This is a genomic window from Gordonia sp. PP30, assembly GCF_023100845.1.
Classification (GTDB): domain Bacteria; phylum Actinomycetota; class Actinomycetes; order Mycobacteriales; family Mycobacteriaceae; genus Gordonia.
The window spans coordinates 799881-821379 of sequence record NZ_CP095864.1 but is presented as its reverse complement, the minus strand read 5'-3'; the positions used below and the strand labels follow the sequence as shown (position 1 = coordinate 821379).

Annotated in this window: 16 protein-coding genes, 3 pseudogenes and 1 other annotated feature; of the genes and pseudogenes, 7 read left to right on the top strand and 12 right to left on the bottom strand. The window is 66.5% G+C overall.

The features are described 5' to 3' along the window. Positions 1-91 precede the first annotated feature (91 nt). The 5 genes from MYK68_RS03735 to phoU all read left to right on the top strand — a co-directional run bounded on the left by MYK68_RS03735 (position 92) and on the right by phoU (position 6129). On the top strand, positions 92-622 hold the full coding sequence (locus MYK68_RS03735; protein WP_247866381.1) for a nuclear transport factor 2 family protein: 531 nt from the start codon (positions 92-94) through the stop codon (positions 620-622). Between the two features lie 173 nt (positions 623-795). Further along, positions 796-1791 carry an acyl-ACP desaturase gene (locus MYK68_RS03730; protein WP_247866380.1) on the top strand — a complete coding sequence of 332 codons (996 nt, stop codon included), beginning with the start codon at positions 796-798 and terminating at the stop codon, positions 1789-1791. A 152-nt stretch (positions 1792-1943) separates the two neighbouring features. Beyond that, positions 1944-3029, top strand: a complete 1086-nt coding sequence (gene dusB, locus MYK68_RS03725; protein WP_247866379.1) for a tRNA dihydrouridine synthase DusB — start codon at positions 1944-1946, stop codon at positions 3027-3029. A gap of 77 nt (positions 3030-3106) precedes the next feature. Then, on the top strand, positions 3107-5401 hold the full coding sequence (locus tag MYK68_RS03720; protein ID WP_247866378.1) for an LCP family protein: 2295 nt from the start codon (positions 3107-3109) through the stop codon (positions 5399-5401). Positions 5402-5466: 65 nt separating this feature from the next. Next, positions 5467-6129, top strand: a complete 663-nt coding sequence (gene phoU / locus MYK68_RS03715; RefSeq protein ID WP_247866377.1) for a phosphate signaling complex protein PhoU — start codon at positions 5467-5469, stop codon at positions 6127-6129. 182 nt (positions 6130-6311) lie between these two features. Here phoU and pstB read toward each other — a convergent pair whose 3' ends face one another. The 8 genes and pseudogenes from pstB to MYK68_RS03675 all read right to left on the bottom strand — a co-directional run. Beyond that, on the bottom strand, positions 6312-7088 hold the full coding sequence (gene pstB / locus MYK68_RS03710) for a phosphate ABC transporter ATP-binding protein PstB (protein ID WP_247866376.1): 777 nt from the start codon (positions 7086-7088) through the stop codon (positions 6312-6314). Positions 7089-7118: 30 nt separating this feature from the next. Beyond that, entirely contained in the window at positions 7119-7976 is an 858-nt protein-coding gene (pstA, locus tag MYK68_RS03705) for a phosphate ABC transporter permease PstA (protein ID WP_247866375.1), read from the bottom strand. A gap of 3 nt (positions 7977-7979) precedes the next feature. Beyond that, positions 7980-8987 carry a phosphate ABC transporter permease subunit PstC gene (gene pstC, locus MYK68_RS03700; protein ID WP_247867913.1) on the bottom strand — a complete coding sequence of 336 codons (1008 nt, stop codon included), beginning with the start codon at positions 8985-8987 and terminating at the stop codon, positions 7980-7982. A 14-nt stretch (positions 8988-9001) separates the two neighbouring features. Beyond that, complete coding sequence (gene pstS, locus MYK68_RS03695; RefSeq protein ID WP_247866374.1) at positions 9002-10072, bottom strand: phosphate ABC transporter substrate-binding protein PstS; 1071 nt, start codon at positions 10070-10072, stop codon at positions 9002-9004. 119 nt (positions 10073-10191) lie between these two features. Next, complete coding sequence (gene mshD / locus MYK68_RS03690; protein WP_502798299.1) at positions 10192-11220, bottom strand: mycothiol synthase; 1029 nt, start codon at positions 11218-11220, stop codon at positions 10192-10194. Positions 11221-11274: 54 nt separating this feature from the next. Then, positions 11275-11961, bottom strand: a complete 687-nt coding sequence (locus tag MYK68_RS03685; protein ID WP_247866373.1) for a hypothetical protein — start codon at positions 11959-11961, stop codon at positions 11275-11277. Between the two features lie 186 nt (positions 11962-12147). Next, positions 12148-13407 carry an IS256 family transposase gene (locus tag MYK68_RS03680; RefSeq protein ID WP_247865287.1) on the bottom strand — a complete coding sequence of 420 codons (1260 nt, stop codon included), beginning with the start codon at positions 13405-13407 and terminating at the stop codon, positions 12148-12150. Between the two features lie 133 nt (positions 13408-13540). Further along, positions 13541-14764, bottom strand: a pseudogene (locus MYK68_RS03675) (ISL3 family transposase); the annotation flags it as partial. Between the two features lie 297 nt (positions 14765-15061). On the opposite strand from MYK68_RS03675, the gene MYK68_RS03670 reads away from it, so the two are divergent. After that, positions 15062-16120: an IS630 family transposase gene (locus MYK68_RS03670; RefSeq protein WP_247866371.1), complete on the top strand. Its 1059-nt coding sequence runs from the start codon at positions 15062-15064 to the stop codon at positions 16118-16120. A 74-nt stretch (positions 16121-16194) separates the two neighbouring features. On the opposite strand, the gene MYK68_RS03665 is transcribed toward MYK68_RS03670, so the two are convergent. Further along, positions 16195-16734 carry a hypothetical protein gene (locus MYK68_RS03665; RefSeq protein WP_247866370.1) on the bottom strand — a complete coding sequence of 180 codons (540 nt, stop codon included), beginning with the start codon at positions 16732-16734 and terminating at the stop codon, positions 16195-16197. Between the two features lie 491 nt (positions 16735-17225). Next, a complete protein-coding gene (locus MYK68_RS03660; RefSeq protein WP_247866369.1) occupies positions 17226-18482 on the bottom strand; it encodes a hypothetical protein in 1257 nt (418 codons plus the stop codon). Between the two features lie 63 nt (positions 18483-18545). Here MYK68_RS03660 and MYK68_RS03655 point away from each other — a divergent pair. Next, positions 18546-19795 (top strand): annotated as a pseudogene (locus MYK68_RS03655) (IS3 family transposase); the annotation flags it as partial. Further along, positions 18833-18964, top strand: a sequence feature (AL1L pseudoknot). It overlaps the preceding pseudogene by 132 nt. 800 nt (positions 19796-20595) lie before the next feature. Here MYK68_RS03655 and MYK68_RS03650 read toward each other — a convergent pair. Further along, positions 20596-20943 (bottom strand): hypothetical protein, encoded by a 348-nt coding sequence (locus MYK68_RS03650; protein WP_247866368.1) that lies wholly within the window; start codon positions 20941-20943, stop codon positions 20596-20598. Further along, positions 20940-21397: pseudogene (locus tag MYK68_RS20825) on the bottom strand (MspA family porin). The gene MYK68_RS03650 and the pseudogene MYK68_RS20825 overlap by 4 nt, the downstream one beginning before the upstream one ends. Positions 21398-21499 lie beyond the last annotated feature (102 nt).

Here is a 21499-nt window from a genome sequence, read left to right as displayed (position 1 = left end):
GTGGGCCGACGTGGACGCACGTCACACATCGGCGGCGCGACCTTCCCGCCACCAGTGGAACACGTTCTATTTCCGGCCTATGATCGGGGTCGTGACCACGCCCTTCACCGCCGCCGAACTCGACGCGGCCTTTGCCGGATTTCAGCGCACCGTCGCCGAGGTCGCCGTCAGCCGGGACTGGGATCGCTGGGCCGATCAGTTCACCCGTGACGCGCAGTACGTCGAACACGCCTACGGCGCCTTCACCGGCCGCGAGGCCATCCGCGCCTGGGTCACCAAGACCATGACCGCGTTCCCCGGCAGCCACATGACGGAGTATCCAGCGCTGTGGCACGTGACCGATCCGGCCACCTCCCGGGTGATCTGCGAGGTGGACAACCCGATGCGCGATCCGGGCGACGGTTCGGTGTGGACGGCCACCAACCTCACCATCCTCACCTACGCCGGCGACGGCCTGTGGTGCCGCGAGGAGGACGTCTACAACCCGCTCGAATTCGGCGCGATGGCCTACGGCTGGTGCGAACGGGCGCGGGCCTGCGGCACGCTCGATGAGCCCGCGCTCGACTGGATGCGGACCGTCGGCGCCGCCTTCGCACCGCGCCCGAAAGCTACGGAAGCGTAACAACGGGCCGCCCACGGTGCGATATGCCGGGTGAATCACCCCGGACGACGTGCCGCAAAACCCTGCCGAACAACTTGGGAGGGGCGCCGCGATTGACGTAGCCTGGGAAACAGCAGAACTCTGCCGACCGTGAACGACGGCAGAAAATGTCCCCGACCAAGAGGAATCAACCGATGGCACGTCAACTCACGCAGCTCGAGCTTCTCCGGGAGCTCGAGTCGACCGCGGAAGCGAACGTCAACCGGCACCTCAAGGTGGCCCGTGACTGGAATCCGCACGACTACGTCCCGTGGGACGAGGGCGAGGACTACGCGGCCCTCGGCGGTACCGATTACGACCCCGAGCAGAGCCAGTTGAACGAGGTGGCCAAGGCCGCCATGATCACCAACCTGCTGACCGAGGACAACCTGCCCTCGTACCACCGGGTGATCGCCGACAACTTCTCGATGGACTCCGCGTGGGGCCACTGGGTCGGCCGGTGGACCGCCGAGGAGAACCGCCACGGCATCGTCATGCGCGACTACCTGGTGGTGACCCGCGGCGTGGATCCGGTCGCCCTCGAAGAGGCCCGGATGATCCACATGACCAACGGGTACGACCCGCTGCTCGTCGCCCAGGATCACGCCGCCGAACTCGAAGAGCACGACATCGACGAGGTGGGCCTGCTGCACTCGGTCGCCTACGTGACCTTCCAGGAGCTCGCCACCCGCGTCAGCCACCGCAACACCGGCAAGGCCTGCAACGACCCGATCGCCGACAAGATGCTGCAGCGCATCGCCGCCGACGAGAACCTGCACATGATCTTCTACCGCAACATCTGCGGTGCCGGCATGGACCTGTCGCCCGACCAGACGCTGCGCGCGGTGACCGACATCGTCACCAACTTCCAGATGCCGGGCGCCGGCATGCCGAACTTCCGCCGCCACGGCGTGCTGATGGCCAAGCACGGCATCTACGACCTGCGCCAGCACCTGGACGAGGTCGTCATGCCGGTCCTGCGCAAGTGGGACGTCTTCAACCGCACCGACTTCGGCCCGGAGGGCGAGAAGACCCGCGAGGAGCTGGCCACCTTCCTCGAGCAGCTGGACAAGGACGCCACCCGCTTCGAGGAGATGCGCGACCGCGCTCTCGCCCGCGAGGCCGCCAAGGCCGCCAAGCAGGCCTCCTGAGCGACGGGGCCACGGCACTGACTCTCGATACGCACCCGACACCGGCGCCCTCGATCTTCGAGGGCGCCGGTTCGCCGTCGCCCGGACACGACGCCCGCGCACCCCTGCGGATCGGTTCGCTGGAACTCGGCAGCCCGGTGGTCCTGGCCCCGATGGCCGGCGTCACCAACGTCGCCTTCCGCATGCTGTGCCGCGAACTCGAACTCGCGCGCACCGGCACCGTCTCCGGGCTGTACGTCTGCGAGATGGTGACCGCCCGCGCGCTCTACGAGCGCCATCCGGTCACCATGCACATGACCACCTTCGACCCGTCGGAGACGCCGCGGTCGATGCAGCTGTACACCGTCGACCCGGAGTACACCTACAAGGCGGCGAAGATGATCGTCGACGAGGACCTCGCCGACCACATCGACATGAACTTCGGCTGCCCCGTCCCCAAGGTCACCAAGCGCGGCGGCGGCTCGGCCATCCCCTACAAGCGCCGGCTGTTCCGCAACATCGTGGCCGCCGCCGTGAAGGCCACCGAGGGCACCGACATCCCGGTGACCGTCAAATTCCGCATCGGGCTCGACGACGACCACCACACCCACCTCGACGCCGGGCGCATCGCCGCCGAGGAGGGGGCCGCGGCCGTCGCGCTGCACGCGCGCACCGCCTCGCAGCGCTACTCCGGCACCGCGCACTGGGACCAGATCGCCCGCCTCAAAGAGCACGTCACCTCGGTACCGGTGCTCGGCAACGGCGACATCTTCGAGCCCGACGATGCCGCCGCGATGATGGCGCAGACCGGCTGCGACGGCGTCGTGATCGGGCGCGGCTGCCTGGGACGCCCGTGGCTGTTCGCGGAGTTGTCGGCCCGTTTGCGAGGTCTGCCCGCTCCGGCGGCGCCGACGCTGGGCGAAGTGGCCCAGATCATGTACCGGCACGGCGAACTGCTCAGCGCCCACCACGGCGAGGACAAGGGCATGCGCGAGATCCGCAAGCACATCGCCTGGTACCTGCGCGGCTTCCCGGCCGGCTCGGACCTGCGGTCCTCGCTCTCACTCGTCAAATCCCTCGCGGACCTGCAACGATTGATCGACGGCCTGGACCCAGACGCCCCCTTCCCCGCCGATGCCCACGGACCGCGCGGGCGACAGGGGTCACCGGCGCCGGTCCACCTGCCGGAGGGCTGGCTCGACGATCCCGAAGAGGACGTCGTGCCCGAAGGCGCCGAAATCATGCACTCCGGAGGCTGACGCGAAGGCCGAGTTGAGATCTTTCTCAGTTCCTGCCTCTACGATGTTTCCAGCCCATCTCTAAAGGACTACTTGACGTGACTTCAGACGAACCCGGTTCGCCGACGCCGGACGGCCCTTCGGGCCCGGCGCGTCGATCCCGGCGTGCGGGACGAACGTCGCAGTCGTACGACTTCCGCGCCCGGTTCGGCGAGCCGCAGCCGACCGAACGCCGCGAAGGACTCCGCGAACCCGCCCGCCGGGAGATTCCGGTGCGCGGCCGCGGCCGGGTGACCGTCCGCGAGCTGATGGAGCAGATGGGCGTCCAGAATGCTCCCGCCACGCCTCCGCCGCCGGCCCAGAACCCGCCGCGCGCGCAGGCTCCGGTCCCGCCCCGCCCGGCGACGCCCACCGGTCCGCCCGCGCCGCCCGCCGCCCTGCCCGCGCAGCCTCCGGTCCCCACCCGGCCCCCGGTCCCCGCGCCGCCCGCCGACATCACCCAGATGCTCCCGCCGGTCGCCGAGACCACCGGGCCGGTCGACCTGTCGGCCGCGGCGACCGCCGAGCGCGCCCAGCGCGAGTCGCGATCCCAGGCCCCCCGGACACCGGCCGAGCAGACCTCCCCGGCCCCGGACCACCCGCAGCCGGCCGCGCCCGAACAGCCCGCCAAGGCCCCCTCGGCGCCGGCGCCCGGTGACACCGCCGCGGCTACGGCCGCCCCGCAGCCGCCGAGCGCCGAGCACGCCGCTCGCGAACGACGTCCCCTGGAGCCCACCCCGGATCTGACCGGCGCGATCGAGCAGGTCCAGCTCGACCGGCGGCGTCCCCGTCGCACGGGCCGGTCGTTCAGCGTGGCCGCGGCCCGCAACACCGGGCGCGTCCTGGTCGCCCTCGCGTGCGTTCTGACCCTGGTCGGCACCGGCTACGTGTGGAACGCCCTCGCCATCGACAGCAAGTGGAACACCACCGCCGCGATCAACGCCAACGACCCGAACATCCGCAACAAGGGTGCGCAGACCGGCGACGAGAACTACCTGATCGTCGGCACCGACTCCCGGGCCGGCGTGAACGGCAAGATCGGCGGCGGCGACAGCACCACCATCGAGGGCATCCGCTCGGACACCATCCTGCTGGTGAACATCCCCGCAGACCGCAGCCGCGTCGTCGCCGTCTCCTGGCCGCGCGACCTGCAGGTCGACCGCCCCGAATGCGAGCAGTGGGACGCGAACACCGGCACCTACCCGGACGATCCGTCGACCGGCAAGCCCGTCGTGGTGCCGGCCGAGTCGGACGTGAAGCTGAACAGCATCTACGCGATCGGCGGACCGTCGTGCCTGGTCAAGACCCTGACCAAGATCAGCGGCCTGTACATCAATCACTTCATCGGGATGGACTTCGAGGGCTTCGAGAAGGTCGTGAACGTGATCGGCGGCGTCAAGGTCTGCTCCACGGTCCCGCTGTACGACTACGAACTCGGCTACATCCTGCGCAAGCCCGGCACTCAGAAGCTGACCGGTAAGCGCGCCCTGAACTACGTGCGCGCCCGGAACATCTCGGTCGAGGGCAACGGCGACTACGGCCGGATCAAACGCCAGCAGCTGTTCATGTCGTCGCTGCTGCGGTCGACGCTGTCGAGCGATGTGATGTCGAATCCGACGAAGCTGAAGAAGATCCTCAACACCTTCATCAAGTATTCGACGGTCGACAACGTCAACATCGACTCCCTGGTGCAGCTCGCCGACTCGATGCAGGGCGTCGACGCCGGGCGCGTCACCTTCGTCACCATCCCGACGTCGGGCACCGCGCAGGACGGCTCCAACAACGAGATCCCGCGCATGGACGACATCCACGCGATCTTCAACGCGATCATCGACGACAAGCCCCTCCCCGGCGAGAAGAAGCAGAAGCCGAAGAAGGGGGAGACCACGGCCCCGAAGTCGTCGTCGGAGAAGCCCGCGCCGACCCCGTCGCAGGTGGATGCCACCGCCCAGTACCCGACCAACATGACCGTCCGGGTGCTCAACGGCTCCGGCCAGACGGGCGTCGCCACCGAGGTGATGAACGTCCTGATCCGCGAGGGCTTCACCGTGCCCGGCGTCGCCGACGCGTCGACCGAGGAGAGCGACACCGTCGTGCGCTACGGCGCCGGTGAGCAGGACTCGGCGGCGACCATCGCGAAGATGTTCCCGGGCGCCAAGATCCAGGAGGATCGCACCGTGAAGGTGGGCGTGGAGGTGATCCTCGGAACCGACTTCCAGGGCACCTCGGCGATCGCCGATCCGCCCAGCCCGGGCAACACCCTGTCGGTCGGCCAGCTGCCCCCGGCCAACACCAACAGCGACCTGCCGAACGACCTGTCGGTGACCAACGCCGGCGACACCACCTGCTCCTGACTGTTCACTCCCGCGTCACCCGCAGGTCGGTCCCGGGTACCGGTCGCCGCCGTACTATTGGCGCCATGCGGGATGCCTACCAGGAGCAGATGGCTGCGCTCAACGCGCTGCTCGGCGAGATGTGTGACACCGTCGGCAACGAGATGGAACGCGCCACCCAAGCCCTCCTGGAGGCCGATCTGGAACTCGCCGAGCAGGTGATCAGCGACCACGACCGGCTCACCGAGCGCTCCGCCGAAGCCGAGGAGATGGCCTTCGAGCTGCTGGCCCTGCAAGCCCCGGTCGCCGGTGATCTGCGCACCATCGTCGGCGGCTTTCAGCTGGTGTCCGAGATCGACCGGATGGGCGCACTGGCCCTGCACGTCGCCAAGGTGGCACGACGCCGCCACCCGTTCCGCGTGCTCCCCGAAGAGGTGGCCGGATACTTCACCGAGATGGGCCGCCTGGCCGTCGAACTGGCCCGCAACGCGCACCGCGTGCTGGAGAGCCAGGACCCCCAGGACGCCCTCGCGCTGATGGAGGACGACGATGCGATGGACGACCTCCATCGCCATCTGTTCACCGTGATGATGGACCGCGACTGGGAGCACGGGGTGGCCTCCGCCGTCGACGTGACCCTCCTCGGCCGCTACTACGAGCGCTTCGCCGACCACGCCGTCTCCATCGCCCGCCGCGTCGTCTTCCAGGCCACCGGCAAGACCCCGGAACAGCTGCAAGAAGCAGGCTGATCCTTCCGCCGCGAAGACCCCGACGGAACACCGCCGGGGTCTTCTGCATCGAGTGCCTCGAGCCGAGCCGGAATCCGCGGCGCGAGATCGTCGTATCTGTTGGTCAGCGACCGACAGATACGACGACTTCGCGCGGGCCCCTGTCGGGACCCGCGCGAACGGTCGGCTGTCTCGGGCGGCGATCAGCCGAAGCGGCCGGAGATGTAGTCCTCGGTCTCCTTGCGCGTCGGGTTCTGGAAGATCTCGCTGGTCGCGCCGACCTCGATCAGTTCGCCCGGCTGGCCGACACCCGACAGGTTGAAAAATGCCGTCTGGTCGCTCACGCGGGCCGCCTGCTGCATGTTGTGCGTGACGATGACGATCGTGTACTGCTTCTTCAGCTCGGCGATCAGGTCCTCGATCGCGAGCGTGGAGATGGGGTCGAGCGCCGAGCACGGCTCGTCCATCAGCAGCACCTGCGGCGACACCGCGATGGCGCGCGCGATGCACAGCCGCTGCTGCTGGCCGCCGGAGAGCGCGCCGCCTGGCTTGTTGAGCCGGCCGGAGACCTCGTTCCAGAGGTTGGCGCCGCGCAGGCTGGCCTCGGCCACCTCGTCGAGCTTCTTCTTGTCGCGCACGCCGGCCAGTTTCAGTCCGGCGACCACGTTGTCGCGGATCGACATGGTCGGGAACGGGTTCGCCTTCTGGAAGACCATGCCGACCGTCGTCCGCACGCTCACCGGGTCGACGCCCTTGCCGTACAGGTCGAGGCCGTCGAGCAGCACCGATCCGGTGGCGTAGGCGTTCGGGGTCACCTCGTGCATGCGGTTGAGGGTGCGCAGCACCGTCGACTTTCCGCAGCCCGAGGGGCCGATGAAGGCGGTGACCGTCCGGGGCGCGATGTCGAGGGAGACGTCCTTCACCGCGTGGAAGTCGCCGTAGTAGATGTTCAGGTCTTGCAGTGTCAGGCTCTTGGCCATGGGATCGCTTTCTTGTACTTCCGGAACGGGTCAGGCGGCCTTGACGCCGGTGAATCGGGCCAGCAGGCGCGCGGCGACGTAGACGATGCCGACCGCGATGACCAGGGTGAGGGCGGCGCCCCACACGGTGTCGTAGCCGCTGGGGCCGTTGTTGTACTCCTGCAGCATCATCAGCGGCAGCGATTGCTGGTTGCCCTCGAAGGGATTCCAGTTGGTGGCGCGGGTGGCGCCGACGAGGATCAGCACCGGCGCCGACTCGCCCATCACGCGGGCGACGGCGAGCATCACGCCGGTGATGATGCCGCTCATCGCGGTCGGCAGGACGATCTTCGTGATCGTCTTCCACTTCGGGACGCCGAGGGCGTACGACGCCTCGCGCAGGTCGTGCGGGACGATCTTGAGCATCTCCTCGGTGGACCGCACCACCAGCGGCACCATCAGCAGCACCAGGGCGAGGGCGACCACGAAGCCCGAGCGGGGCAGGTCGAGGCTGGTCCGCCAGACGGCGTACACGAACAGCGCCGCGACGATCGACGGCACACCGGACAGGACGTCGACCATGAACGTGGTGAGCTTGATCAGCCGCTTGTTCCGGTCGGCGTACTCCACCAGGTACACGCCGACCAGGATGCCGAGCGGCACCGCGATCACGGCGGCCAGGAGTGTCTGGATCAGCGTGCCGATGATCGCGTTGGCCGCACCGCCGTAGCGTTCGGCCTGGGTCCACCACGCGGCGTTGAGGATCGGCGAGATCCCGTGGCTGACCAGAGTCACCACCAGCCAGCCGAGCGGCAGCACCGCGAGCAGCACCGACAGGGCGACGGCCATGCGAGCGACCTGGTTGGTCACCTTCCGGCGCGTCGACGTCGTCGTCAATTCGAGTGCCATGGTTCAGCCCTTCCGGGAGATCACGCCACGCGCGGCCGCGTTGACGATGAAGGTCAGGACGAAGAGCACCAGACCGGCCGAGATGTAGGCGCCGGTCTTGACCGGCGAGTCGAACTCGGCGGCGTTGTTGGCGATGACGGTCGCGAAGGTCTCGCCGCTCTCCATCAGGTTGAAGTTGATCGGGCCGACGCTGGAGATGATCAGCAGCAGCGCCATGGTCTCGCCGAGCGCGCGGCCGAGGCCCAGCATGGAGCCGCTGATGTAGCCGGAGAAGCCGAACGGCAGCACCGCGGTGCGGACCACTTCCCATTTGGTGGCACCGAGCGCGAGGGCCGCTTCGCGCTGACCCCCGGGGGTCTGGGTGAACACCTCTCGGGTGACGGCGGTGATCACCGGCAGAATCATCACGGCGAGCACGATGCCCGCAGTGAGCAGGGTGCCGCCGGTCGACATGTTGGCGACGTTCTGCGGCTGCCGGAAGAACGGGAGGAAGCCGAGGGTGTCGACCAGCCATTTGTTGGGGCCGACCATCGCCGGGCCGAGGACCAGGATGCCCCACAGGCCGTAGACGATCGACGGCACGGCGGCGAGCAGGTCGACGACGTACGCGATCGGCGCGGCCACCTTCGGCGGCGCGTACTCGGTCACGAAGATCGCGATACCGAGCGACACCGGCATGGCGATGATCAGGGCGATCACCGACACCAGCACGGTGGCGTAGAACTGCGCGGGGATACCGAACTTCAGCTCGCTGCCGGAGACCACCCACGTCCCGGTGAAGGTGAAGAAGTTCTCGGTGTTCTTGGCGAGCGCGGGGACGGCCTGGATCAGCAGGAACAGCGCGATCAGGCCGATCGCCGCTGACACGAGCATGCCCGAGCCGGTCGCCAGGGTCGCCATCACCCGGTCACCCAGGTGCGAGACCTTGGTCAGCGGGCTGTCCGGGCGCTCCGGGCCGCCCCGGTCGTCGTTCTTGACGACCGGGGCGGGAGCGGCGTGCGGACTCGCCATCAGCTCGGGGCTACTCATCCGAGTGCGTCAACCGTGCCGCGCAGGGCGGCGGTGAACTGCGCGGGCAGCGGTACGAAGCCCAGGTCGGCGAGGCCGTCCTGGCCCTTGTCGAGGATCGTGCTGAACGCGGTCTTCAGCGCGGGGCCGGTCTTGGAGTCGGAGTAGCCCTTGGAGCAGACGATCTCGTAGGTGGTCAGCATGAGCGGGTACGCGCCCTCCTCGGAGAGCCCGAAGAGCGCGTCGGTGTCGACCACGAGGTCCTTGCTGCCCGGGTTGGCGAACTTGGCGTTCTCCAGGGCCTTACCCGCCGACTGCGCGGTGAGCTCGGTCTGGCCGGCGCCGAAGTCGAGGTTGGCGACACCCAGCTTGTTCTCGGTCGCGAAGCCCCACTCGACGTAGGTGATGGCGCCCGGGGTCTTCTTCACGGTGTCGCCGACGCCGGTCGACTTGGCCGCGCCCGATCCGCCCTGACCGGCCCATTCCTTGCTCGGCTTGTGGGTCCACTCGGCGGGGGCCGCGACGCTGAGGTAGCGGGTGAAGTTCTCGGTGGTGCCCGAGCTGTCGGTGCGGTGCACCGGCACGACGGCGGTGTCCGGGAGCTTGACGCCCGGGTTCAGCGCGGCGATCTTCGGGTCGTTCCACTTGGTGATCTTCGAGTCGAAGATCCCGGCCAGCACGGCGGCGTTGAGGTTGAGCTTGTCGACACCGTCGAGGTGGTACGCGATGGCGACCGGGCCGGCGACGAGCGGCAGATGCCAGGCGTCGTTGCCGCCGCAGCGCTTCTTGGCGTCGGTGGCCTCGTCGGGCTTGAGGGGCGAGTCGCTGCCGGCGAAGTCGACGTCGCCGGCGATGAACTTCTTGACGCCGGCGCCCGAACCCGAACCGGTGTAGTCGAGGACGACGTCGCTGTTCTTGGTGAGCACGTCGGCGAAGTAGGTCATCGCCTTCTGCTGCGAGGTGGCGCCTTCACCGGTCACGGTGGTCTGGCTCCCGGAGCCGCCACACGCGGACAGCAGAAGCCCCGCGGCGACGGCCACCGAGAGTGCGGCGGAGGTACGGGCGGTGGTCTTGGAGATCGCAGACATGCGGGTGAAAGCCTTTCGATTGCTTCGACAACACTGCGAAGCTATCGACGCCCGATGAGCCCGAACGATCCGTCAGGTGTCGTGAATACGAACAGCTGACGCCCGGGCGGCGAACCCGTTCACCTGTAGGCCACGTCTATCGCGTAGGGAGTGAAGCCGAGGCGGCGATAGGTGGAGAGTGCGGCGACGTTGTCGCCCTCGACGTACAGCTCCACCTCGGTGAGCCCGCGATCGGCCAGATGATGCAGGCCGGCGAGGGTCAGCAGGGATCCGAGCCCGCGTCCTTGAGCGTCGGGATCGACGCCGACCACGTACACCTCCCCGAGTGCTTCCGGGCCCTTCTCCCCCGCCGGGTGCACCTTGGTCCAGTGGAAACCGAGCAGCTTCCCGTCCCCCGTGCCGTCGCCCCCCGCCCCGTCGCCGCCCCCTGAGCCGCCGACGAAGGAGGCGTGTCGAAGGGAAGACGGCCCCCGGTCCGCCGGCGCGTCGAACGCCAGGAACAACCCCGTGGGATCGAACCACTCCGACCCGGTCCGGTCGTCGATCTGGCGCTGCGTCCAGCCGCCCTGTTCCGGATGCCAGGAGAACGCGGCGTTGTTCACGCGCAGGATCTCGGCGTCGTCCGACGGTCCCGCGTAGGTGCGCAGCACGATGTCGTCGCGCCCCGGCAGCGGCGGCAGTGGGAGCGCCCCCGCCCCGGCCGGCGGGAGCGCGCGACGCAGTTGCAGCAGTTCGCGGACGCGTTCGAGGCCGAGGTTCCGGGCCAGTCCCGCGGCCCCGGGCAGGTCGCCGTGGGCCCAGAGGGACGGGGCGGAACCGGAACCGGCATGTCGTGCTTCGCCGAGCGCCGCCGCGATCAGCAGCGCGCCTTCACCGCTTCCGCGGTATTCGGGATCGATCACGCCTTCCACCGCGGCCTCCCCCGACGGTGCGACGACGATCCCCGCGTACCCGTGCGGCGACAGGAGGTGCAGTCCGTCCGGCGATTGGAGCGCGAGCCGGAACTGTTCGGACAGCGGCGCGACGCCGTCGGCGGCTTCGGCCCGGGCGATCACCCCCCGGACGTCGGCCAGATCGGCAGCGGACAGAGGGCCGCGATGGGTGCGCGGAGGCGTCGTCGGTGTCACAGGCTCCACGGTAGTGGACATGTCGTGCGTGTCCAGCGGCTCGCACCTTCGGATCCGGCACGCCGGCCCACACCGTCACGTGCGGCGCTGATGCACCTGAACCTTCTTCGCCTGAGCTTCCAGAATCGTCAAGAAGGTCTGGCGGACGCCGGGATCGAACCAGCTCAACGAATCATCTGTGGCGTACCTGGTCGCGACCAGCTGCACCGTCAACGAACCCACTCGTACCCGCGACGAGAAATTCACCGACTGCCAAGGCGGCCCAACGGGAGGACGAGAAGACCATTCACTCCATAGTTGCTCGTACACGGTCGAGGCGGCGAAGGCCCGCATCCACGGCGGCGGGGCCAGCACTGTCGCCGAGATCAACTGGTATGGGTCATCCGTCCTGTGATCGATCACGAGCACGTGCCCGCATTGTCCAGCCACCGCCGATTCCAGAAGCTCAGTGTCCTGCGCCGTCTCTCCGCTGAATACCGAGATGCTCACGTCGGTGCGCCGATCAAGCATGCCGGTGACACGACTTCCGTAGGTGTTCTCACTCCTGATCGACTTCACCCATTTCATCTTCCGCTCCTGACATTCGGCTGGCCGAGTCTCGAGAGCTTCGACGTCCTCGATCACCGATCTATCCGGTCTGCCCATCGACTGGATTCCACTCTGCCCGTAATCAGCCAAGGGCACCGGAAGCTCCTGAGCGGTCAGGAGCAGGCCGGAAAGGTCTGCGGTCTTCGCCCTCGGCCACAACAGCGCAACGCTCACTGCCAGAAGCGCAACGAGGACAAGCGGCTCTTCGCCTTTCAGAGTGCGTTGATGTGTTCGGCGAGCTGACCGGAGTGCAGGAGGGATCGCAAGATGTAGTGGTCGAGGTTGCGGAAGCCCTGGGCGATTCCGCGGAGGTCAAGCCCCAAGTAGTGGTGTAACTCGTTGTTGATCCTTCGGTGGTGGTCAGGCTGGTATTTGCATCAGGTCATCGGTGGTCACCTCCGTCGTCGAGTCGGTGTTTGTGTCGGTGGTCAGGGTCAGCCTGCAGCGGCTCAGGACTTCGAGGCCGAGGTATCGGCGGCCTTCGGCCCATTCGTCGGTCTGCTCGGCCAGGACGGCGCCGATGAGCCTGATGATCGCGTCTCGGTTGGGGAAGATCCCCACGACGTCGGTGCGGCGTCGTATCTCACGGTTGAGGCGTTCGGTGGGGTTGTTGGACCAGATCTGACGCCATACGTCGTCGGGGAACGCGGTGAAGGCCAGCAGGTCCTCGCGGGCATCGTCGAGGTGGTCGGCGACCTCGGGCAGCCTGTCTTCGGTGTACTCCAGGAGCCGGTCGAACTGCTCATGCACCGCGGTGGCGGTGGGCTGGTCGTAGACGCTGTGCAGCATGGCTTTCACGGCCGGCCACATGCTCTTGGGGCAGGTGGCCATGAGGTTGGCGGCGTAGTGGGTGCGGCAGCGCTGCCAGGCGGCGCCGGGCAGGTTCGCCGCGATCGCCTCGACCAGTCCGGCGTGGGCATCGGAGGTCACCAACCGGACTCCGTCCAGGCCGCGGGCCACCAGGTCGGCGAAGAAGGTGTTCCATGAGGCCTTGGTCTCACTGGTGGCCACCTGCATCCCGAGGACTTCGCGGTGGCCGTCGCCGTTGACGCCGGTGGCCAGCAGCACTGAAGCCTTGACGACCTGCTTGTTCTCGCGGACCTTGATCGTCAACGCATCGGCGGTGACGAAGGTGAACGGGCCGGCCTCGTCCAGGCGGCGGTGTCGGAAGGCGGCGACCTGCTCGTCCAGTTCGGTGGCCATGCGGGAGACCTGGGATTTGGACAGTGAGTCGATGCCCAGCGTCTTGACCAGTTTGTCCATCCGGCGGGTCGATACTCCGGCAAGGTAGCAGTCCGCCACGACGGTGATCAGGGCGGATTCGGCCCGCTTGCGGCGCTCGAGCAGCCACTCGGGGAAGTACGAACCCGAGCGCAGTTTCGGGACGGCGACATCGACGGTTCCGACGCGGGTATCCAGGGGCCGGTGGCGGTAGCCGTTTCGGTAGTTGGTGCGCTCAGCCGAGCGGGCGTTCCACTCGGCGCCGCAGACAGCGTCGGCATCGGCGGAAAGCAGGGCGTTGATGATGGTTTGCAGCAGCTCGCGCATCAGATCCGGTGACGCGTCGGCGAGGGCTTGGCCAAGCAGGCCTGCAGGGTCGACAATATGAGGTGCGGTCATCGTGATGACTCCGTTCGAGGATTCTTTAGACGGTTGACTCGAAGGATCACACGGTGGCCGCTCTACGTCCGTCCCGACACGAAGTCGGAGACGATCTCGGCCACCGAGTTACACCACCTTATGGGGCACTACTTCCGCGGAGGTGTTCGAGGCGGCCGTTGATGGCTTCGACGGGTCCGTTGGAGACTCCGGTATCGAAGTAGGCCAGGATGTCGGCGCGGCGTTTCCAGAGACTTCGCCCGAGTTGGGCGAGTTCGGCTAGCCCGGCGGGGAGTCCGGTCTGGATGCGTTTGAGGACCTTCCACATCAGTTTCTTGCCCTCGCGGCGCTGCGGGTGCTGGTAGGCGGCGATCAGCTGCTGATACACCTGGTAGGTGATCTCGACCGCGACGTGCGCGTCATGGCTGGTCAGCGACTCGTACAACCGGATCTTCTGCTTGGCGGTGAGCAACCCGGTACGGGTGTGCAGGATCCGGCGGATCGTGTACAACGGGTCACCGGCGCGTCCGCGGTGCCCGCATGTCTGCTGCTGAACGCGTTGGCGGCACAGATCGAGCTTGTTTCCGGCCAGCGCGACGACGTGGAACGGGTCCATCACGACCCGGGCGGCGGGGAGTTCCTGGCTGGTGGCGGTCTTGTAGCCGGTGAATCCGTCCATGGCCACGACTGTGATCCGGTCGCGGAATCGCTGGTCACGAGTGTTCATCCAGTCTTTGAGGACCTGCGCTGACCGGCCGCCGATCATGTCCAGCAGCCGAGCCGGGCCGGTGCCCTCGACCACGGGCGTCAAGTCGATCAGAACGGTCACGAAGCTCGGGTCTCCTTGTCCGCGAACGTGTTTCCACTTGTGCTCATCGACGCCCAGGTGCCGTACACCGTCGAGGTGGCCGCCGTCGTAGACCAGGGCCCGGGCCGCACTCACGGCGATCGCGTTGACTGTCTTCCACGCCAGGCCCAGCGCTGTGGCCACCGCTTTCACGCTCATCTTGTCGATCGCGATGCGTTGCAGGATCCAGCGTGTGGTCCGGGCGGTGACCACGGCCCGGGGCGCGGCGACATGATCGATCCCGCCGCGGAAGATCGTTCGTGGGCAGTCGCTGGTACGGCACACGAACCGGGGCACCGCGACATGCAGAACAACAGGATGGCCGCTGATCGGCACATCAGTGAGCACGCGGTCGGCGTGATCACGCAGGTCGCCGGCGATCTGACAGCCCGGACAATGCCGATCGGCCTGCAGCACCCGGCACCACAAGTGCGTGCGGCCGCGGGCATCGACAGCGGCGCCGGTGATCGTCACCCCCAGCTCGACGGTTCGGCAGATCGTGTCAGCAACATCGGCAGTAAGCTCGCTCATGGGTCCTGTGGCGTGAAAATGGGTGTGTAGGAACTTCCATCTTCACACCCAGGACCCGCCTACATCTTGTGCCCACGCCCGGTCAGCCCAGATCCCACCTACGCACTCTCAGAGTTGAAGAGCCGGACAAGCACGGCGACGGCAATCAGGCGAGGACGACGTGACCGCCTCAGAGAATCCGTCGAGGATCGCATCACTCTCCTTCACATAGACCGCGCCGCCGACTGGTGACTCCACCCACCACTAGTGTCGCGTGGCGTTAATTAGTTTCCTGTTCCGGGGTTGAGAGAATGGGTTATGGCGAATTCTCCGGCCCCGGCACTGGAATTGCGTGAGGGCGATGATGTTGAGCTTGATCGGTTGCTGCGATCGACCTCGACGCCGGCTGGCGTGGTGAGGCGGGCGCGGATCGTGGCGCTGGCCGCTGAGGGGTGGGCGAACTCGCATATCAGCGACGTCGTCGGGGTGTCGATCCCGACGGTCCGCAAGTGGCGGTACCGGTACCTGCACGACGGGATGGCCGGCTTGCTCGATGCTGATCGGCCCGGCCGGCCCCGGCGTATCGATCACGCCGACATCGTGTCGGCCACGTTGATGCCGCCTCCGAAGAAGTACGGGGTCACGCACTGGTCCTCACGGTTGCTCGCCGCCCATCTCGGGGTCGGGAACGCCACGATCGCACGCGCGTGGCGCGAGTACGGTGTGCAGCCGTGGCGGTCGGGAACCTTCAAGTTCTCCACCGACCCGGAGCTGGCCGGGAAGGTCACCGACGTCGTCGGCCTGTATCTGGAACCGCCGGAGAACGCGATCGTGCTGTGCGTCGATGAGAAGTCGCAGATCCAGGCCCTGGACCGGACCGCGCCGATGCTGCCGATACGGCCCGGGCAGATCGAACGCCGCACTCATGACTACAAGCGGCACGGCACGACCACGTTGTTCGCCGCCCTGGACATCGCGACCGGCCAAGTGACCGGCGCAGTCAAGCCACGGCATCGTCACCAGGAGTTCCTGTCGTTCCTGCGACAGATCGACCGCACCTACCCCGGCCAGGAACTGCACCTGGTGATGGACAACTACGCCACCCACAAGAAGGCCGAAGTCCGCGACTGGCTCGTCCAGCACCCGAACATGCACGTGCACTTCACCCCGACCTCCGGATCCTGGCTCAACCTCGTCGAGGTCTGGTTCGGCATCATCGACCGGCAAGCGATCCGCCGTGGCGTATTCACCTCAGTCAAAGACCTCAACGCGAAGATCCGGGCATTCATCAGCGGCTGGAACGACCGCAAACACCCCTTCGTCTGGACCAAGACCGCCGACGACATCCTGAAGAAAGCCCAACCGAAAACTAACTAAAGACACGCGGCACTAGATCAGCGCAATAACGGCGCAAAATCTCCACTCGAACGTCAGATAAATCCTGCACTCTCCTAGTCCCCGGCTAGGGAATTAAACATCTCAGACGCCCTTGCCAATCGGCGCCGGACATCGCGCGAAGAATGCATACTGTAGATCTCCTCCCAGTCGTCCAGGTTGACCGTCAATGACAGGAGCAGTGCCGAAATAAGTTCGAAGTCATCATCATATGTACCGATGTCAGTCATCCCCCCGCGCGCCCCGGCCGCGAGTATTCTGGCAACTGTCTGCACCATATTCGATTCATCAAACGCCTCCCCGAAAACCTGCGCTCGGGGTGCGATCGCCGCTCCAATGGATCGCGCAAGATCGTCGGCCGGTAAACTTCCCGCCAGAGCCTGTGGAGCACGGCCGCCATCGCTGAACGCACTGCGCCGTATCTGATCGACCCGAATGAGAGTCACAGACATTGCGGCTCGCGCAAGCACAATGCTTCGACTCCCGAAGACTTCTCGAATAAACTCTTCAATCAGAGTAGTTCTATCCTGCGCTACAGGAACACGATCCCAGACATCATCCATCCTCGATCGCAACTCGTCGATGTCACGCTTCACAGTCTTCCGGCTAAGAATTCTCAAGGGGACCCCAACCTCGCATGTCCTCAATCATCTCCTGCCACAGGTCATCTCGCCAGGGGTTTGTTCCATATAGAAATGTTCCGAAAGCCGCATGCACATTGAACATTGAATCATACTGTCCAGTCGCTGGATCCGTTGGAATTCGCCGATCTGCGCCTATCAGCCTTGCTATCAGGTCGTAGACATATGTGAAATCTACGGCAGAGTACCCGCCCACAGACGGATGAAGCGCACTGCACCAAGCCCCCAACCTGCGCTTATCCATTCCCGACTCCTCACGACATGCTCTCGCCGCCCACCACGCGCCCGCAGCTCCGCACACATATAGGACTGCGTCGGCGTCAGTCCACGACATCATTGTCTTGATTTGCTGATGAAGTTCTTCTTCTCGGCAGAGCAAAGCGTTGGCAACCATGCTCCGGATGTGATCCATCCGCACGTCGTCCCTCACCACAGTAAGAAACTCTTCACTTCCCTCCATGTGGAATCAGCCCCTTTATCCAGTTGAGTAGCAATGTCAATAGAACCGCACCGAACACAAGCAGTGAACCACCCTCAATGTGCGGCGGACCGCCCGGCAACACCCGAGGCGCCTCAGGAACCCGCTGGCCAGTGGTGAGGGGGCCAGCAGGCCGACCCCCGATCTTCTGTATGATATCAAGAAAGGCGTCCCCCGACTTACGAACGGTCCCAGCCCCACGCGTTACTACTTCAACACCTTTCGACCCGCCTTCAGCACCCTTCTCGACTATCGACCTGTGCCGTTCGGAAGCTCCTCTACCACTCCGACCGCCGCGCAATCCGGTCTTGACAGAGGGCTTCTCCTTGCCTTTTCGAAGAAGTCTCCATAGTGCCATCCCGCCTCTAGCGGCTGGTCCAATTCCGCGGGTCAGGACGGCGGAAAGTATGAAGCGGTTGGTCGAGCTGTCAGCGACGACCCGGCCGGGGTCTAGCTGTTGTTCGCTGAGTAGGTTGCCGTCAAAATCGTATATTCGCCGCCAGTATCCTGGTCCCGTCACCATCAGGTTCCCGTTCGGCAATCGGGTCTGTGTGACCCGTACGGTCTTGCCGTTGATGAGTGCGGTCATCTCGGTGGTGCGGTCGCTCACGGGTTTGATGACCCAGTAGACGCCGTCGATCTTCTCGACGGTGTCTCCGGCGCCGTTCGTGGCGGTTCCGTCGTCGAAGTAGTAGACGGGCCCTTCTTCGGAGATCTCCAGGTGGTCGACCGGGCGCTCGGTTGTTGTTCCGGTCTGATCGGTGTCGCGTCTGAGGTAGGTGACCGATCCGTCGTCGTTGCGGCGCTCGATCAGCATGTTGTCGAGTTGACCGCCATACAGCATCGGGGCGGTCTGACCGAAGTCTGTGTGCTGACCTGGTGCGGGGCGCTCGCGCGGCCCTTGACCAGGATCGCCGTGATCGCCGAAGGGATCCAAGAGCTGCATCTGCGCCCGGTCCTGATCGTCCTCAATGCCGCCACTATCAGTGGCTGCCAGGGCCGCGGCGGAGACCGCGATGACCGCGGGATCTCCGCCTGCGGCGATCGCTGCAGCGGTGCCGCCCGCGACGGCGGTGTCGGTGGGGTCGGCCAGGATCGGGTAGAGGGCGTTGTCGGCGGGTTCGACGTGCTGGATGAGGTCGCCGTTCTGGTCGACTTCGTACCAGGTCTTCTGTGGCCGCCCTGCCGAATCGAAGGCCCAGGGCCGCGCGTAGCTGCGAACCACGTTCCCGTCACTGAACCGTCCTGGGTCTGGTGGAGACCGTGAACGCACCAGGAGAATGCGATCATGGCAGCACCACGCAAGTTCGATCAGGAGACCCGTGAGCGGGCCGTCCGGATGTATCACGACCGGCTGAAGGAGAACGACGGCGAGTCCAAGCTTGGCGCCCGCCGACACGTCGGCGCTCTCCTCGATATCAATCCCGCCACTCTGCGCAACTGGATCGACGCCGACGAAGCAGCAGGGTCGTCGGGCGATGCAGTATCGGGCTCGTCGGTCTCGGCTGAGCTGAAGGCCCTCCGGAAGGAGAATGCTGAATTGCGAAGGGCCAACGAGATTTTGAAGACTGCGTCAGCGTTTTTCGCAGCGGCGGAGGTCGACCGCCGACTGCGGTGATCGTCGACTATATCGACGCTCACCGGGAACGGTTCGGGGTCGACCCGATCTGCCGCGTGCTCACCGAGCACGGCATGGCGATCGCCCCGTCAACCTATTACGCACGCAAGAAGACCGGCGCGGTCTCCGAGGTCGTGCTGGCCGAGGCGTACGCCGCGCACGCGGTGTTCCAGGTCTACGACCGCAATCGTCGCGTCTACGGAGTCCGCAAGCTCTGGCACGCGATGCGGCACGCCGGCCACGCGATGGGGCGTGATCAAGTGGCCCGGTTGATGGTGGTCAGCGGCATCTCCGGCGCCGTTCGAGGCGCGCATCGCACCATCACCACCAGAGGCGATGATCGGGCACCAAGGTTCCCCGATCATGTCGAGCGGCAATGGAACCGGCCGACTGCGCCCGATCAGTTGTGGGTGGCCGACTTCACCTACGTGTGGACCCTCGCCGGCTTCGTCTACGCCGCGTTCCTCGTCGACGTCTTCTCTCGCCGGATCCTGGGATGGCGGGTCATGTCGAGCAAGCACACCCCGTTGGTGACCAGTGTCGTCGAGCAAGCCCTCTTCACTCGCCGACGAGGTGAATTCACCTTCACCCCAACAGGTTTAGTGCACCACAGCGACGCCGGTAGCCAGTACACGTCCATTGCGTTCTCCACCGAGCTCCGCGAGGCCGCGATCACCGGGTCGATCGGCTCCGTGGGCGACGCGCTCGACAATGCGCTGATGGAGTCGACGATCGGCTTGTACAAGACCGAGCTGATCGACGGTGAACGGTCCCGATCTTGGACCGGCCGTGCCGAGGTGGAACGTGCGACCGCCGCCTGGGTGCACTGGTACAACACCGAGCGCCTGCACTCAGCGATCGGCTACACCTCGCCGACTGACCATGAGGAGCGCTACCGTCAGAACGCCGCCTCAACACCGAGGTGGCCTAATCCAGGTCTCCAACCGGACCAGGACGGTTCACACGGTCGTACAAGGTGGCCGAACCATACGATTGATCGTCGTGTGCCCACCATCAGGGGTGTTGGTGGCGAACCGGTACGTCGTGGGCGAGGTCTCATCATGGATCAAGACCAGACGACTCGGGCCGATCTGCCCCCGGGTGGAACCACCCCGCCGCAGCCACGACCGGGCACGGGGATGGGAGCCGGCCAGCGCCGCACCAGCGACCAGCAGCCACGCCTCGACCGGAATCCCACCCGAATCCGGATCGGCCGGATCGGCGGGCGCGGGACGAAGAACGGGACCACCATGATTGGGCACCGTCGTCGGGGCAGGCGCCGTCGGGGCGGGCCTCGTTGCCGGGGCGGGCGCCGGCGTCCGGCCCGGAACACCAGGACCGGTAGGCACCTCACCACCGGTACCGCCGGGGTTGCCAGGGACCGCGGGTAGCGGTGTCGCCCCGGGGACGGGCACGATCGGCGTCCCATTCCCCACCCCCGGGCCCGCACCCGGATCGGCACCGAAGTTACCTCCCCCACCACCAGGAGCACCGGTCTGCCCGGGCACGGTCGGCAACGGCTCCTGGGTGGGCGGGGTGTAGTTCGGCACACTGACACACGGCCAGTTCGGCCCGTACTGGGCCCGCATCTGATCACACAACGCATCCGCACCGGCCACACCAGACCCGGCGGCCGCACCGAGAATTCCGGCGGCGGCGACGATCACGCCAGCTGCACCGGCCCGCACCCACAGCAAGCGGCGGGATACTCGCCGCGCGTTCACTGCTTCGGTCCGCGCAACGCGCCGATGATGGCATCGATCCCAGCCCAGAACCAGCGACCGGCGATCGCCATCACCAGGAAGAACACCAGGAACACCCACACCTGTCCCCACCGCTTCGACCACTCGGGCAAATGCAGGATGTTCACCGCCGCCAGAACCAGCACCACACACCCGGCCAGGAACAACACCATCGTCACCACCGGCACCGTCCGTGCCCCAGCCCCGGACGGGCCTTGCTCACCCGTCGGCCCCGGTACCGGGGTGGGCGGCGACACGGCGATCGGGTCCGTCTGAACGGCGGCGGCCGCGGCCGTCTCCGGCGCGGTCGTCTCCGGCGCGCTCACAGGACGTGCGCCTTCGAGTACACGTGCACAGTCGAATCATTGTTCGATGTACTGACCGCCGCGCGAACTATCACACGCAGGGCGACCGTACCGGCACATCCGGTCACCCGGATCGACACATTGTCGATGTCGATCCCGCCCGTCGGGCCGGACAGCGGCCGGGAGGCCAGCTCGATCGTTTCCATGGTGCCGGGCCGGAAGTTCGCCGTCACCGTGCCCATGGCCTGACCGCCGATCGTGGCCCCGGGGGCCAACTCACCGAAAGTCCCAACTGCGGACCCGCTGAGCCCCCGATGGTGACCCCATCCAAGGCTAATTGGCAGCCATATTCAAGAGCGATACCGACCGACGCCGCCCGCACCGGAGACGTCCCCGTCCCGGTGATTCCCGCGGCGCCCCGCACCGACAGGAATCCCTCCCGCGAGGTCTGCGGCGCATTGTTCAGCGGATGCACCCGCACCAGCCGCTCATCGAGCTTGCGGGCCGTCAGCGTCCACCCGTCCGGCAACTTTTTAGCGACCGACTTGTCCACAAATCGGATGGTATTCGACGCTGA

Bases quoted from the DNA above. Each gene is read 5' to 3' on its own strand.
- phoU (WP_247866377.1), top strand. From the start codon at position 5,467: ATGCGGGATGCCTACCAGGAGCAGATGGCTGCGCTCAACGCGCTGCTC.
- MYK68_RS03730 (WP_247866380.1), top strand. From the start codon at position 796: ATGGCACGTCAACTCACGCAGCTCGAGCTTCTCCGGGAGCTCGAGTCG.
- pstA (WP_247866375.1), bottom strand. From the start codon at position 7,976: ATGGCACTCGAATTGACGACGACGTCGACGCGCCGGAAGGTGACCAAC.
- MYK68_RS03680 (WP_247865287.1), bottom strand. From the start codon at position 13,407: ATGACCGCACCTCATATTGTCGACCCTGCAGGCCTGCTTGGCCAAGCC.
- pstB (WP_247866376.1), bottom strand. From the start codon at position 7,088: ATGGCCAAGAGCCTGACACTGCAAGACCTGAACATCTACTACGGCGAC.
- mshD (WP_502798299.1), bottom strand. From the start codon at position 11,220: ATGTCCACTACCGTGGAGCCTGTGACACCGACGACGCCTCCGCGCACC.
- MYK68_RS03670 (WP_247866371.1), top strand. From the start codon at position 15,062: ATGGCGAATTCTCCGGCCCCGGCACTGGAATTGCGTGAGGGCGATGAT.
- pstS (WP_247866374.1), bottom strand. From the start codon at position 10,072: ATGTCTGCGATCTCCAAGACCACCGCCCGTACCTCCGCCGCACTCTCG.
- pstC (WP_247867913.1), bottom strand. From the start codon at position 8,987: ATGGCGAGTCCGCACGCCGCTCCCGCCCCGGTCGTCAAGAACGACGAC.
- dusB (WP_247866379.1), top strand. From the start codon at position 1,944: ATGGCCGGCGTCACCAACGTCGCCTTCCGCATGCTGTGCCGCGAACTC.